14 protein-coding genes are annotated in these 13,973 nt (G+C 55.7%); 1 reads left to right on the top strand and 13 read right to left on the bottom strand.

The window, feature by feature from the left end:
* The first annotated feature begins 31 nt into the window (after positions 1–31).
* Positions 32–235 carry a twin-arginine translocase subunit TatE gene (tatE, locus tag PAG01S_RS07145; protein ID WP_010671272.1) on the top strand — a complete coding sequence of 68 codons (204 nt, stop codon included), beginning with the start codon at positions 32–34 and terminating at the stop codon, positions 233–235.
* Positions 236–347: 112 nt separating this feature from the next.
* On the opposite strand, the gene lipA is transcribed toward tatE, so the two are convergent.
* The 13 genes from lipA to leuS form a co-directional block, all read right to left on the bottom strand.
* Positions 348–1,313: a lipoyl synthase gene (gene lipA / locus PAG01S_RS07140; protein ID WP_010258979.1), complete on the bottom strand. Its 966-nt coding sequence runs from the start codon at positions 1,311–1,313 to the stop codon at positions 348–350.
* A 169-nt stretch (positions 1,314–1,482) separates the two neighbouring features.
* Positions 1,483–2,142 (bottom strand): lipoyl(octanoyl) transferase LipB, encoded by a 660-nt coding sequence (gene lipB / locus PAG01S_RS07135; protein WP_029519432.1) that lies wholly within the window; start codon positions 2,140–2,142, stop codon positions 1,483–1,485.
* 80 nt (positions 2,143–2,222) lie between these two features.
* A complete protein-coding gene (gene ybeD, locus PAG01S_RS07130; protein WP_003854030.1) occupies positions 2,223–2,486 on the bottom strand; it encodes a DUF493 family protein YbeD in 264 nt (87 codons plus the stop codon).
* Positions 2,487–2,586: 100 nt separating this feature from the next.
* Positions 2,587–3,798, bottom strand: a complete 1,212-nt coding sequence (gene dacA / locus PAG01S_RS07125; protein ID WP_010258977.1) for a D-alanyl-D-alanine carboxypeptidase DacA — start codon at positions 3,796–3,798, stop codon at positions 2,587–2,589.
* A 131-nt stretch (positions 3,799–3,929) separates the two neighbouring features.
* Positions 3,930–5,027, bottom strand: a complete 1,098-nt coding sequence (gene rlpA / locus PAG01S_RS07120; protein ID WP_010671273.1) for an endolytic peptidoglycan transglycosylase RlpA — start codon at positions 5,025–5,027, stop codon at positions 3,930–3,932.
* Positions 5,028–5,037: 10 nt separating this feature from the next.
* Positions 5,038–6,150 carry a peptidoglycan glycosyltransferase MrdB gene (gene mrdB, locus PAG01S_RS07115; RefSeq protein WP_010258973.1) on the bottom strand — a complete coding sequence of 371 codons (1,113 nt, stop codon included), beginning with the start codon at positions 6,148–6,150 and terminating at the stop codon, positions 5,038–5,040.
* Positions 6,151–6,158: 8 nt separating this feature from the next.
* A complete protein-coding gene (mrdA, locus tag PAG01S_RS07110) occupies positions 6,159–8,063 on the bottom strand; it encodes a peptidoglycan DD-transpeptidase MrdA (RefSeq protein WP_010258971.1) in 1,905 nt (634 codons plus the stop codon).
* 34 nt (positions 8,064–8,097) lie between these two features.
* Positions 8,098–8,568 carry a 23S rRNA (pseudouridine(1915)-N(3))-methyltransferase RlmH gene (rlmH, locus tag PAG01S_RS07105; protein ID WP_010258969.1) on the bottom strand — a complete coding sequence of 157 codons (471 nt, stop codon included), beginning with the start codon at positions 8,566–8,568 and terminating at the stop codon, positions 8,098–8,100.
* Positions 8,569–8,571: 3 nt separating this feature from the next.
* Positions 8,572–8,889, bottom strand: coding sequence for a ribosome silencing factor (gene rsfS / locus PAG01S_RS07100; protein WP_062758174.1), 318 nt, complete (start codon positions 8,887–8,889; stop codon positions 8,572–8,574).
* A 92-nt stretch (positions 8,890–8,981) separates the two neighbouring features.
* Positions 8,982–9,626, bottom strand: a complete 645-nt coding sequence (gene nadD / locus PAG01S_RS07095; protein ID WP_062758173.1) for a nicotinate-nucleotide adenylyltransferase — start codon at positions 9,624–9,626, stop codon at positions 8,982–8,984.
* Positions 9,619–10,650 (bottom strand): DNA polymerase III subunit delta, encoded by a 1,032-nt coding sequence (gene holA, locus PAG01S_RS07090; protein WP_062758172.1) that lies wholly within the window; start codon positions 10,648–10,650, stop codon positions 9,619–9,621. Before holA ends, nadD begins: the two co-directional genes overlap by 8 nt.
* Positions 10,647–11,246: an LPS assembly lipoprotein LptE gene (lptE, locus tag PAG01S_RS07085; RefSeq protein WP_062758171.1), complete on the bottom strand. Its 600-nt coding sequence runs from the start codon at positions 11,244–11,246 to the stop codon at positions 10,647–10,649. Before lptE ends, holA begins: the two co-directional genes overlap by 4 nt.
* Before the next feature lie 14 nt (positions 11,247–11,260).
* Positions 11,261–13,843 carry a leucine--tRNA ligase gene (gene leuS / locus PAG01S_RS07080; RefSeq protein ID WP_062758170.1) on the bottom strand — a complete coding sequence of 861 codons (2,583 nt, stop codon included), beginning with the start codon at positions 13,841–13,843 and terminating at the stop codon, positions 11,261–11,263.
* Positions 13,844–13,973 lie beyond the last annotated feature (130 nt).

Here is a 13,973-nt window from a genome sequence, read left to right as displayed (position 1 = left end):
ACCGTGATTCGATAAAGTTGAAAGGTTAAATATGGAAGGTATCAGTATTGCCAAGCTGCTGATTATCGGTGCGCTTATCGTACTGCTTTTTGGTACCAACAAGTTGCGCTCACTGGGTGGCGATCTGGGCTCCGCAATCAAGGGCTTTAAAAAAGCCATGAAAGATGAAGATACCAGCGCAACCCGAACTGCGGCTGAAGACGTGCCGGCAGAACGCGTCGTTCATAAAGATTAATCGGTTATTTGCTGCAAATAACTGTTACTTTTTATTTCAGGCACAGATAAAAAAACCAGACTGTCTCCAGTCTGGTTTTTTGTTTTTCGGTCATCCGACCGCAAAAGCGTGCTTATTTCACTTCTTCGCCTTTGGCCTGCATATCCGCATGATAGGAAGAACGGACAAACGGACCGCACGCGGCATGGGTAAAGCCCATCGCCATCGCTTCTTCTTTCATCTCATCGAACTCAGCCGGGCTGACGTAGCGCTGAACCGGCAGGTGGTGGCGGCTCGGCTGCAGATACTGGCCCAGCGTCAGCATGGTGACACCATGGCGACGCAGATCGCGCATCACCTCAACGATTTCGGCATTGGTTTCGCCCAGGCCCACCATCAGACCCGATTTTGTCGGGATGTGAGGATGCGCCTCTTTGAAACGTTCAAGCAGCTTCAGTGACCACTCGTAGTTCGCGCCCGGACGCACCTGGCGGTAGACGCGCGGTACGTTTTCCAGATTGTGGTTAAACACATCCGGTGGCGTCGCGGTAAGAATCTCCAGCGCGCGATCCATACGGCCACGGAAGTCCGGCACCAGCGTTTCGATTTTGATCGTCGGATTTTTTTCGCGAATCGCGCTGATGCAGTCGGCAAAGTGCTGTGCGCCACCATCACGCAAATCATCGCGGTCAACCGAGGTGATCACCACGTAGCGCAGGCCCATATCGGCAATCGTCTGCGCCAGTTTAGCGGGTTCGTTAGCGTCAGGGGCATTGGGGCGGCCATGTGCCACATCGCAGAACGGACAACGACGGGTACAGATTGCGCCAAGGATCATAAAGGTGGCGGTGCCGTGGTTGAAGCATTCGGCGAGGTTAGGGCAGGATGCCTCTTCACAGACTGAGTGCAGCCCGTTTTTGCGCATCGCGGCTTTAATGCCCTGAATACGACTGGAGTCAGCTGGCAGCTTGATTTTCATCCATTCCGGCTTACGCAACATCTCCTGCCGTTCAACAGCCACGGTTTTCACCGGGATCAGCGCCATTTTGTCTGCGTCACGATATTTGACGCCGCGTTCCATCTGAATTGGTTTACTCATAAATCAGCAGGTTCCGGTCGGATTGCGATTTGAAAGCGTTCCCACTCAAACCGGGAAGGCTGCTTTCAACTTTATTTGAAAAAAGTGCAAAAATTATATCATCACATCGCCTGCGAAGCAGCCACAGTCAGCGCGGATAAGTTACATATTTGTAAATTCGCATTCTGCGTTAAGGTTTAACAGGGAGATCCCCTGAAATCCATTCAACATTTTCATAACCTGACAGCCGCGCAAACGCGCTGACCAGCGGAGAGTGTACCTGCTCCGTCGTCACCTCTGGCTGGAAATTTTTCAACTGGGTCATGCTCATGCCGGCGTAACCACAGGGATTGATGCGCAGGAAGGGCGACAAATCCATAGCAACATTCAGCGCCAGACCGTGAAACGAGCAGCCTTTACGGATGCGTAATCCCAGTGAGCAGATTTTCTCTTCCCCAACGTAGACGCCAGGTGCATCAGCACGGGCGCGGGCGCTGACGCCAAACTCTGCCAGGGTGGCGATAACCGTCTCTTCCAGAATGGTCACCAGCTGGCGTACGCCGAGCTTACGGCGTTTCACATCGATCAGGACGTACATCACCTGCTGTCCTGGCCCGTGATAGGTGACCTGACCCCCGCGGTCACTCTGCACCACCGGGATTTCGCCTGGCATCAGCAGATGCTCTGCTTTGCCCGCCTGACCCTGAGTGAAGACCGGAGGATGTTCAACCAGCCAGATTTCATCACGACTCTGGTCGTTGCGCTGGTCGGTATAGTGATGCATGGCGTCGGAGACAGATTGCCAGTCGCGCAGACCTGACTGGCGGACAAGAAGAGTTTCAACTGACAAAACGAAAGCCCGCTAAAGGAAAAAACGCTGAGGATAACGTCGGCAAACCGTCAGGCAGAGGCGCCTTGCCGACCCGTAAATTACAGTACCATCCGCACAATTTCGATGTTGCCCAGCTCTTCGTACAGGCGTTCTACCTGCTCGATGTGGGTGGCGGTGATAGTGATGTTGACGGAGTGATAGTTGCCTTTGCTGCTCGGCTTAACTTCAGGGCTGTAGTCGCCTGGCGCATGGCGTTGCACCACTTCAACCACTTGATCAACCAGCTCCGGTTGTGCCAGACCCATTACTTTGTAGGTAAATGGGGTAGGAAATTCGAGCAGCTCATTCAGTTTGGTTTTCATATTAACTCCGGTGCATAAAAAACAGGCTCCCGCCTGAGCGGGAGCAACATAATATCGTGTAATGGGGGCGAAGGGGTGATTTTTCAATCACCCGCCACGCTTAACCGAACCAGTGATGGAACATCAGCTTGATGTAATCAACGATACGGCCAAAGAAACCTCCTTCAGAGATCTCGTTCAGTACCACCAGCGGACGCTGTTCGATAGTCTTGCCATCCAGCTGGAAGTTGATGCTGCCGACCACCTGATTTTTCTTCAGTGGTGCATGCAGTTCCGTGTTGGTCAGCACATAGCTGGCTTTCAGATCTTTCATGCGGCCACGTGGGATGGTCAGGTAAGCATCTTTTTCCACGCCCAGCTGCACACGGTCGTTATCGCCGAACCAGACTGGCTCAGAGGCGAACTCTTTGCCCGCTTTCAGTGGCGCCACGGTTTCAAAGAAACGGAAGCCCCAGGTGAGCAGTTTCTTACTCTCAGTTTCACGGCCTTTGTAGGTATGACCGCCCATTACCGCGGAGATCAGGCGCATCTGGCCTTCAGTTGCAGACGCCACCAGGTTGTAACCGGCAGAGTTGGTGTGACCGGTTTTGATGCCGTCCACATTCAGGTTGGTATCCCACAGCAGACCGTTACGGTTCATCTGACGGATATTATTGAAGGTGAACTCTTTCTCTTTATAAACAGCATACTCTTCCGGCACGTCACGGATCAGCGCCTGACCGATCAACGCCATATCGCGCGCGGAGCTGTACTGACCTTCCGCGTCCAGACCATGAACAGTCTGGAAGTGGGTATTCTGCAGACCAATCGCTTTAACGTAGTTGTTCATCAGGTTAACGAACGCATCCTGGCTGCCAGCAACATAGTCAGCCATTGCAACACAGGCGTCGTTACCGGACTGCAGCACAATCCCACGGGTCAGCTGAGAAACCGGCACGCGGTCGCCTGGCTTCAGGAACATCAGCGATGAGCCTTTGAACACCGGGTTGCCGGTCGCCCAGGCATCCGGGCCGACGGTGACCATATCGTCCTGATGAATTTTACCCGCTTTAACGGCCTGACCAATGACATAGCTGGTCATCATCTTGGTCAGACTGGCAGGATCGCGGCGTGCATCGGCATTTTTCTCTGCCAGCACTTTGCCTGAGTTGTAGTCGATAAGGACGTACGCTTCGGCATCAATGTCCGGCACGCCCGGAATCATGGTCTTGAGATTGACGTCATCAGCAATAGCAGCATGGCTGAGAGAGAAAGCGATCAGTGATCCCACTGTCAGGCGTTTCAGCAAACGAGATGATTTCAGCGTGTTCATGTGTAGGACTACAACATCCGTGAGTTTGAGGTTGAAAATGTCACTCATCATACCCAATGCCAGATTAACTGGCACCGGACGTGATGATTGGGTTGTTAGCAGACGTAACGTGCAGCTGTCTGATAAACGGTTCAGCGACGCGTGTTAGTAATAAATGAGGCGGCCTGGCCTTCACTGCTCAGACGCTGTTGCAGCGCTGCCGCTTCGGCGCGGGAGGCGTAACCGCCGAGCTGAACGCGATACACATTGTTGCCCGCGTCTTCTACCTTACCGGGCACGCCATAACGCTGGCTCAGGCTTTTCATCATCTGCTGGGCACGCGCCGGGTCATTCAGCGCACCGACCTGCACCACATATCCATCGGCACCACCACTGCTGGCTGCAGGCGCGGCGCTGGCTGCTGCGGGAGCAGCATTGCTGACTGCCGGTGCGGAACTGGCGGGTGCGGCGGCTGGCGGTTCGTTACCTTCCAGTACGCCGGTCGCTAATGGCTGGGGTGCACCAAGAAAGCCGCTGCTCTGCACCGGCGCGCCCATATTGTCACCGCTTTGCAGCGTGCTGTTGCTGATGGCCTCAACATTTTGCGCAGGCGGCTCTGAGGGGGCTGCGCTGCCGCCGTTCATCACCGCGCCACCACTCAGGTCTGGACGGGCAGGCAGAGAGTAGCTCTGTTTTGCCACGACGGTCCCGATGGTGCCGGGGCCAGAGAGCGAACCGTCTGGGGCGACCTTGATGTAATCAACCCGCACGCGCGAATTGTTGGAGATATTCAGGCGGTCACCGGCAGCCCGCGACAGGTCGATAATGCGTCCTGGCGTGTAAGGGCCGCGATCGTTAACGCGCACCACAATCTGTCGGCCATTCGCGATATTGGTCACGCGCACATAGCTCGGCAGCGGCAGAGTAGGGTGGGCCGCGGTCAGCGCATCAGGATCGTAGGCTTCGCCGGTAGCGGTGCGGTTGCCCTGCGCCTCTTCGCCGTACCAGGTGGCCAGGCCGACTTCACTGTAGTTCGACGGATCTTTAATGACGCGATAATTTTTGCCGTTCACGCTGTAATCCTGGCTGGTGCCTGGATTGATCGGCTCATAACGTGGCTCAACGCCTGGAATCTCCACCACCGGTCCATTGTAAGCCGGTTGCGGCGGCGCCGTATTTTGGGGTTCCGGCGTGGTACAGGCCGCCAGAACCAGTGATGCCAGTGCAACGCCAAGCCATTCCTTACGCATCTGCAGCCTCTTAGACACTTTTAGATAACATTTTTCGGTGAGTGTGGATCGACATCACAATGCCAAATCCCGCCATAAGCACGATAAGCGCGGAGCCGCCATAACTGACCAGCGGCAGCGGCACGCCAACTACCGGTAAGATACCACTAACCATGCCAATGTTAACGAAAACATAAACGAATAAAATCAGCATTAAACCGCCCGCCATTACCCGGCCAAAGGTGGTCTGCGCCCGGGCTGCCACCACCAATCCCCGCATGATCAGCAGCAGATAAAGGGCCAGCAGCAGCAGCACGCCAACCAGGCCTAACTCTTCGGCCAGAACCGCAAAGATAAAGTCGGTATGACGTTCCGGTAAAAACTCCAGCTGAGACTGGGTGCCCTGCAGCCAGCCTTTACCGCGCAGACCTCCTGAGCCAATAGCAATTTTCGACTGGATAATGTGATAACCCGCTCCCAGCGGATCTGTTTCCGGGTCGAGCAGCATCATCACGCGGTCACGCTGATAATCGTGCATCAGGAAAAACCACAAAATCGGGATAAAGGCGGCGACCAGCAACACGGCTACGCCAATCAGTTTCCAGCTCATACCCGAGAGGAACAGCACAAACAAGCCGGAGGCGGCAATCAGAATTGAGGTGCCGAGATCGGGCTGTGCCGCCACCAGCAGGGTGGGCAGGAAGATCAGAATCAGCGCAATGCCGGTATTTTTCAGCGTCGGCGGACAGACATCGCGGTTGATAAAGCGCGCCACCATTAAAGGCACCGCTATCTTGGCAATCTCAGAGGGCTGAAAACGCACAAAGCCGAGGTCAAGCCAGCGTTGAGCGCCTTTACTGATCTGCCCAAAGGCATCCACCGCCACCAGCAGAATGACGCAGACAATATAGAGATAGGGCGCCCAGCCTTCATAGACGCGCGGCGGTACCTGCGCCAGCACAATCATGATGACCAGCCCCATCGCGATCTGACCGAGTTTACGCTCCATCATGCCGGGGTCCTGACCACTGGCGCTCCAGATCACCACAGCGCTGTAGGTCAGCAGGCCGAGAATGATCAGCATAAACAGCGGATCGATGTGGATGCGCATCCAGATCGAACGTTTCTGCGGACTATCTTGCATCGACATGTTTATTCACCTTCATAACCGGGCGGCACAGGAGCGGCGTCCGGCAGGACTGTATTGTTATCACCCAACATAATGTGATCCAGAATCTGACGCATGACGGTGCCGACAGCCGGACCGGCGCCACCATTTTCCAGGATAATGGTCACGGCGACCCGAGGTTTGTCATAAGGGGCAAACGCGGTCATTAATTTATGGTCGCGTAATCGTTCAGCAATTTTATGGGCGTTATAGGTTTCGTTCTCTTTCAGGCCAAAGACCTGAGCCGTACCGGACTTGGCGGCGATTTTATAGGGCGCATCGGCGAAGCTCTTGTGCGCGGTGCCGTTGGGCCGGTTCGCCACGCCATACATGCCATCTTTGGCAATTTCCCAGTAGCCGGAATGGATATCACCAATCGGGGCTTCAGGCGGCTGGCGATAAGGTACCAGGGTACGGCCTTCGCGGGTGGCGCGCAGCATATGCGGCACCTTGACGACGCCGTCGTTGATCAGAATCATCATCGCTTTGTTCATCTGCAACGGCGTGGCGGTCCAGTAACCCTGTCCGATCCCCACCGGAATGGTATCGCCCTGATACCACGGCTTTTTAAAGCGTCTCTGTTTCCAGTCACGGGTCGGCATGTTACCGGCGCTCTCCTGCGGTAAATCGATGCCGGTACGGCTGCCGTAACCAAATTTATTCATCCACTCCGACAGCCGGTCGATACCCATGTCATAGGCAACCTGATAGAAGAAGGTATCGGCAGACTCTTCCAGCGCTTTGGTGACGTTCAGACGTCCGTGGCCCCATTTTTTCCAGTCGCGGAAGCGTTTTTCTGAACCAGGAAGTTGCCACCAGCCGGGATCAAACAGGCTGGTATTACGGTTAATCACGCCAGCACTCAGGGCAGAGACCGCCACATAAGGTTTAACCGTCGAAGCCGGTGGATAGGCAGCCTGAATCGCACGGTTATAGAGCGGACGGTTTTCATCTTCCAGCAGGCCGCGGTAATCCTTACTGGAAATACCGTCGACAAACATGTTGGCGTCATAGCTGGGCGTTGAGACCATGGCGAGGATTTCGCCGGTGCGCGGATCGCTGACCACGACGGCCGCGCGACTGCCCGCCAGCAGGGTCTCGACATATTGCTGCAGTTTGAGATCGATAGTCAGATAGATATCACGGCCTGCCTGAGGGGACTCCTCATGCAGCTGGCGAATGACCCGGCCACGGTTGTTGACCTCAACCTCTTCAAAGCCGGTTTTGCCGTGCAGCAAATTTTCGTAATAGGCTTCAATGCCCAGCTTACCGATGTCGTGCGTCGCGGCGTAGTTAGGCCATATGCCCTCTTTGTCGAGGCGTGCAACGTCACGATCGTTGATTTTTGAGACGTAGCCGACCACATGCGTCAGCGTGGCACCGTAAGGGTAGTAGCGGCGCTGGTAACCTTTAACTTCCACGCCGGGGAAGCGGTACTGATTGACCGCAAAACGCGCCACCTGCACGTCATTCAGACCGGTTTTAACCGGGATAGAGGTGAACCGACGCGAGCGTTTACGCTCTTTCTGGAAGTTTTCGAGGTCGTCGTCAGTCAGCTCAAGAATCGGGCGTAAGTTTTCCAGGGTCTGTTGCAGATTATCTACTTTTTCCGGAACCAGTTCTGCCTGATAGATGGTGCGGTTCAGCGCCAGCGGCGTGCCGGTACGATCGTAAATTATGCCGCGGCTGGGGGCCACAGGCACCAGTTTGATACGGTTCTGGTTGGAGCGGGTGCTGTAATCATCAAAGCGAAGGATCTGCAGGTGGTAAAGGTTAACCACCAGTACTGAAGAGAGCAGTAAGATACCGACGAAGGCGATAAAGGCCCGACGGACAAAGAGTTTCTGTTCGGCGCTGTAATCGCGAAAGGCGTTGCTTTGTAATTTCATCCGCTACTTGTCATGTCTGATGTGGGCTGATCGGTCATTCACGATGATAAGGATGATTTGTCGTTATGCTCCAGGCCCGATACAGACTTTCGGCTACCAGCACGCGCACCAGCGGATGGGGCAACGTCAATGCTGACAGTGACCAGCTCTGCTCTGCCGCCGCTTTACAGGCGGGGGCCAGGCCTTCAGGCCCGCCAATCAGCAGGCTGACGTCGCGACCATCCAGCTTCCAGCGTTCAATCTGCTGTGCCAGCTGCGGGGTTTCCCACGGATGACCAGGAATATCCAGCGTGACGATGCGATTGCCTTTGCCGACCGCCGCTAACATCGCTTCACCCTCTTTTTCAAGAATGCGTTTGATATCAGCATTTTTACCGCGTTTACCTGCGGTCACTTCGGTCAGCTCAAGCGGCATATCTTTCGGGAAGCGGCGCAGATATTCCATAAAACCGGTCTGCACCCAGTCAGGCATTTTCGTGCCGACGGCAACAAGTTGCAGTTTCACCGATTAGCCCCAGAGTTTTTCCAGCTCATACAGCTGGCGACTCTCTTCCTGCATCACATGCACGATGACATCACCCAGATCGACCACGACCCAGTCTGCCACGCTTTTACCTTCAATGCCTAATGGCATCAGGCCTGCTAAACGCGACTCCTGCTCTACGTGTTCTGCGATCGAAGTCACATGACGCGTGGAGGTGCCGGTGCAGATGATCATGAAATCGGTGATGCTGGATTTGCCCTGAACGTCGATGGTGACAATGTCCTGGCCTTTGAGATCATCAATCTTATCAATAACGAACTCTTGGAGTGCTTTACCTTGCAAAAGGTTCCCCTTGGAATCTGGTGGTAACGAGCCGGCTGTAAGCCCGGAGAGTGCAGCCAAAAAATTAAGCGGCGTAGTATAGCATGCCCGGATCAGTCGCGATATAAGCCTTCGCGGTCGATATAATCGATAACCGCAGCGGGCAACAGATCGTCGCAGGGCTGATTCTGGTGGCGACGGCGGCGAATTTCCGTGGCCGAAATGTCATAGAGAGGGGTGTCCGCCAGCCAGATATGGCCTGCGGGCTGCTGATGCAGTTGCCGGATATCCTGAGCGAGGTGTTGCTCAAGCCAGCGCTGCATGTCAGGCGAGTCGAACCGGGTCGGATAGCCGGGGCGCTGGCACACCAGCAGATGGCAGAGTGACAGCAGATCCTGCCAGCGATGCCATTTTGATAAGCTCAGCAATGAATCCTGACCAATAATAAACCCCAGCGGCTGTTCTGCACCGCGTTCGGTGCGCCAGGCTTCCAGGGTGGTCACGGTCCAGGACGGCGTGTCGCGTTCCAGCTCGCGGGTATCGATCTCAAACAGCGGCAGGTCGCGGATAGCGCAGCGCAGCATAGCAACCCGCTGGGCAGCGCTGGCTTCCGGTTGCGGACGATGCGGCGGTACATTGTTGGGCAGCAGCGTCACACGCTGCAGGCCGGTCTGTTGCGCCAGCACTTTGACCGGGCGCAGATGGCCAAAATGAATCGGATCAAAGGTGCCGCCAAACAGTGCGTGTAACTCAGACATGGGCAAAGCTCGTCGGAAAAGCACGACTGCTGAGCAGCAGCGTCAGGGTCTGTAACTGCGGCCACACCGGCTGTCCATAATCCTGCTTCAGGGTGATTTCAATCTGACTCAGCAGATGAATGGCGCGTTGCAGACGCGTGGCATCCACTCGTTGCAGCGCGTCGGTAAACAGCGCACGGCGATTCTGCCAGATGCGCTGCTGATCCATCAGCGTACGCAGCGGCTGCGCTGTCTGGTGGCGTTGCAGATGCAGCAGCGCCAGCAGATCACGCTGCAGCGTACGCAGCAGTATCACCACTTCGCTCTCTTCTTTCTCCAGCTGATGCAGAATATGCAGGGCGCGGCGGCTTTTTCCCGCCAGCAGGGCATCCACCCAGTGGAAAGGAGTAAAGTGCGCGGCATCACTGACCGCCTCTTCAACCCGGGGCAGGGTCAGCTTGCCGTCGGGCCACTGCAGCGAGAGCCGCTCCAGCGCCTGCGCCAGCGCCAGCAGATTGCCTTCATAGCAGTAACACAACAGTTGCACGGCCGCGTCATCTACCGATAACTTCAGCGCCTTAGCGCGATTAACGACCCAGCGTGGCAGTTGCGCCTGTTCAGGCGTCTGACAGGGCACCAATACCGCAGAGGCGGACAACGCTTTAAACCAGGCGCTGTTTTCCTGCGCTTTGGTCAGCTTCGCCATCCGGCAAATCAGCAGAATATCGGCGTGCAGCAACTGCGACAGCTTAACCAGCTGCTCTGCCATCGCGGCGTTGGGGCCATTATCGGGGAATTGTAGCGTCATGGTCTGACGCTGAGCAAACAGGCTCAGTGACTGGCAACTGACGAACAGGCTCTCCCAGTCAGTCTGTGCATCCAGCGTAAAACTAAAATGTTCTTCGAATCCCTGCGCGGTTGCGGCGACGCGAATCGCATCTGAACTTTCCTGCAGCAGCAGCGGTTCGTTACCGGCTAACAAATAACAGGCGCGCAGCCCCTCACGGAGCTGCGCGCTGAGTTGCTCAGGATAAATCCTGATCATTGCAGGCTGGTAGCAGAGGAAGTGGGCGCTTCCTGTGAACCCTGACCCGGCACCGGAATCACTGACGCCGGTAAGGTCTCTTTGCTGTTGATCTGCGCGGCGTGTACCGTCAGCAGTTTACGTACCAGCTGTTCAGCAGCACGCTGACGCATCTCCTGCGTAATCAGATCCTGCTCGGCATCTTTTGCCAGCGCAGCGTTCGGGTTATCGAAGAACGACCGATAAACCGTGGTGCTGATAGGATAGATACCTTTGCCCGGCAGCAGCACCTGCGCGGTGAGGGTCATCACCATCTGATACTCGGCAGTGGTGCCGCTGATAAAGACCGAAGCCGTGTTACGGCCCGAGGATTCAGGCCCCAGGCGCAGCGTTGGAATATCGGTGCGATTCTGTTTGCTGTCTTCAACAATTTTGACATCGTTGATACGCAGCTGCTGACGCACAGTACGCGCCAGCGGCCCATAAGGATCGCCGGTTGAAACAATCAGGGTTTTCAGTTCGCTGGGCACCTGAGTGGTGCCGCGCGGATGAAAACCACAGCCAGCGGTGATCACCACCGCCAGCATGACAAACAGCCTGATAATCGGATGTCGCACAGTTCCTCCTGAACTTAACCTACGACCAGGTTAAGCAGTTTGCCCGGTACATAAATGACTTTACGGATAGTCACGCCGTCCAGATACTTCGCTACCAGATGCTCCTGCGCAGCGCGTGCCTGAACCTGTTCCTGTGTTGCATCGGCTGGCACGGTGATTTTACCGCGCACTTTACCGTTAACCTGAACCACTACCAGCAGCGAATCTTCAACCATAGCGGCTTCATCCGCAACCGGCCAGCTCGCTTCATCGATAGTGCCTTCGCCACCCAGCGTCTGCCACAGAACATAGCAGGCGTGCGGGGTAAACGGATAGAGCAGACGGACGATGGCCAGCAGCGCTTCCTGCATCAGGGCGCAATCCTGCTCGCTTTCCTGCGGGGCGCGTGCCAGTTTGTTCATCAGCTCCATGATCGCCGCAATGGCAGTGTTGAAAGTCTGACGACGGCCAATATCATCCGCCACTTTGGCGATGGTTTTGTGCAGATCGCGACGCAGCGATTTCTGCTCGTCATTCAGGCTCTCCACATCCAGTGCCACGGTCGCACCTTTCTGTGTATGCTCGAAGACCAGCTTCCAGACACGTTTCAGGAAGCGGTTCGCCCCTTCAACGCCCGACTCCTGCCACTCCAGCGTCATATCCGCCGGTGAAGCAAACATCATAAACAGACGCACGGTATCCGCGCCGTAACGCTCAACCATCAGCTGTGGGTCGATGCCGTTGTTTTTCGACTTCGACATTTTGCTCATGCCCGCGTAGATCACTTCGCGGCCCTGCGTGTCTGTGGCTTTAACAATGCGGCCTTTCTCATCCCGCTCAACCTCAACGTCAACCGGTGAAACCCAGTTGCGCTCGCCGTTGGCACCAAGGTAGTAGAAGGCGTCAGCCAGCACCATGCCCTGGCACAGCAGACGTTTGGCTGGCTCATTGGAGTTCACAAGGCCCGCGTCACGCAGCAGCTTGTGGAAGAAGCGGAAATACATCAGGTGCATGATGGCGTGTTCAATACCGCCCACATACTGATCGACCGGCAGCCAGTAGTTTGCCGCTGCCGGATCCAGCATGCCTTCCTTGTAGCTGGCGCAGGTATAACGCGCGTAGTACCAGGAAGACTCCATGAAGGTGTCAAAGGTGTCGGTTTCACGCAGAGCAGGCTGGCCGTTTACCGTGGTTTTAGCCCACTCCGGATCCGCTTTGATTGGGCTGGTAATGCCATCCATCACCACATCTTCCGGCAGGATCACCGGCAGCTGGTCTTCTGGTGCAGGCATAACGGTGCCATCTTCCAGCGTCACCATCGGGATAGGGGCACCCCAGTAGCGCTGACGGGAGACACCCCAGTCGCGCAGGCGGTAGTTCACTTTACGCACGCCCACGCCTTTTGCCGCCAGCGAATCCGCGATGGCGTTAAAACCGGTGGCGTGATCCATGCCGTTAAACTCACCTGAGTTGAACAGCGCACCTTTGTCAGTCATCGCCGCAATGCTGACATCAGGAATGGAACCATCCAGATTCAGGATGACCGGCTTAATCGGCAGATCATATTTAGTGGCAAACTCCCAGTCGCGCTGATCGTGCGCCGGAACCGCCATCACAGCGCCGGTGCCATATTCCATCAGTACGAAGTTGGCAACCCAGACCGGGATAAGCTCGCCGGTCAGCGGATGAACAACAGACAGGCCGGTCGCCATGCCTTTCTTCTCCATGGTCGCCATATCGGCTTCAGCCACTTTGGTATTGCGACATTCAGCGATAAAGTCAGCCAGCGCCGGATTATTGACCGACGCCTGGGTCGCCAGCGGATGGCCTGCGGCAACGGCAACATAGGTTGCGCCGATAAAGGTATCCGGGCGGGTGGTGTAGACAGTGACCTTCTCTTCGCTGTCAGCCACATCGAAGGTGATTTCGACACCTTCAGAGCGGCCAATCCAGTTACGCTGCATGGTTTTGACCTGCTCAGGCCACTCTTCCAGCGTATCCAGGTCGTTCAGCAGCTCTTCCGCATAATCGGTGATTTTGATAAACCACTGCGGGATCTCTTTACGCTCAACTTTGGTGTCGCAGCGCCAGCAGCAGCCGTCGATCACCTGCTCGTTCGCCAGCACCGTCTGATCGTTCGGGCACCAGTTCACGGCAGAGGTCTTTTTATAGACCAGGCCTTTTTCATACAGTTTGGTAAAGAACCACTGTTCCCAGCGATAGTACTCTGGCTGGCAGGTTGCCAGTTCACGACTCCAGTCATAGCCAAAGCCCAGCAGTTTGAGCTGGTTTTTCATGTAGGCGATATTGTCGTAAGTCCACGGGGCCGGAGCGGTGTTGTTTTTCACCGCAGCGCCTTCCGCAGGCAGGCCGAAAGCATCCCAGCCAATCGGCTGTAGTACGTTTTTGCCGAGCATACGCTGATAACGCGCGATTACGTCGCCGATGGTGTAGTTACGAACGTGGCCCATGTGCAGGCGGCCAGAAGGATAGGGCAACATGGAGAGGCAATAGTATTTCTCTTTACCTTCCTGCTCAGTCACTTTAAACGTTTCGTTTTCATCCCAGTGCTGCTGCACACGGGATTCAATTTCTTCCGGGCGGTATTGCTCTTGCATGGCTGCCTGTGGTCCTTTATGAAAAACATTTTTCTGGCTCTAAGATCCGCATAGCATACCCATAAGGCCGCGTATCAACAACACTTCCCACTTTTGCCGGCACGATTTCTGCCGAAAGCGTCAGAGCCTT

This window comes from Pantoea agglomerans NBRC 102470 (assembly GCF_001598475.1).
Classification (GTDB): domain Bacteria; phylum Pseudomonadota; class Gammaproteobacteria; order Enterobacterales; family Enterobacteriaceae; genus Pantoea; species Pantoea agglomerans.
Note: the sequence above shows the minus strand (reverse complement) of the source record. Positions and strands in the feature narration are given on the sequence as shown.

Excerpts from the sequence above, each read along its gene's own strand:
- tatE (WP_010671272.1), top strand. The coding sequence starts at position 32 with ATGGAAGGTATCAGTATTGCCAAGCTGCTGATTATCGGTGCGCTTATC.
- lipA (WP_010258979.1), bottom strand. The coding sequence starts at position 1,313 with ATGAGTAAACCAATTCAGATGGAACGCGGCGTCAAATATCGTGACGCA.
- ybeD (WP_003854030.1), bottom strand. The coding sequence starts at position 2,486 with ATGAAAACCAAACTGAATGAGCTGCTCGAATTTCCTACCCCATTTACC.
- dacA (WP_010258977.1), bottom strand. The coding sequence starts at position 3,798 with ATGAACACGCTGAAATCATCTCGTTTGCTGAAACGCCTGACAGTGGGA.
- rlpA (WP_010671273.1), bottom strand. The coding sequence starts at position 5,027 with ATGCGTAAGGAATGGCTTGGCGTTGCACTGGCATCACTGGTTCTGGCG.
- mrdB (WP_010258973.1), bottom strand. The coding sequence starts at position 6,150 with ATGCAAGATAGTCCGCAGAAACGTTCGATCTGGATGCGCATCCACATC.
- mrdA (WP_010258971.1), bottom strand. The coding sequence starts at position 8,063 with ATGAAATTACAAAGCAACGCCTTTCGCGATTACAGCGCCGAACAGAAA.
- nadD (WP_062758173.1), bottom strand. The coding sequence starts at position 9,626 with ATGTCTGAGTTACACGCACTGTTTGGCGGCACCTTTGATCCGATTCAT.
- holA (WP_062758172.1), bottom strand. The coding sequence starts at position 10,650 with ATGATCAGGATTTATCCTGAGCAACTCAGCGCGCAGCTCCGTGAGGGG.
- leuS (WP_062758170.1), bottom strand. The coding sequence starts at position 13,843 with ATGCAAGAGCAATACCGCCCGGAAGAAATTGAATCCCGTGTGCAGCAG.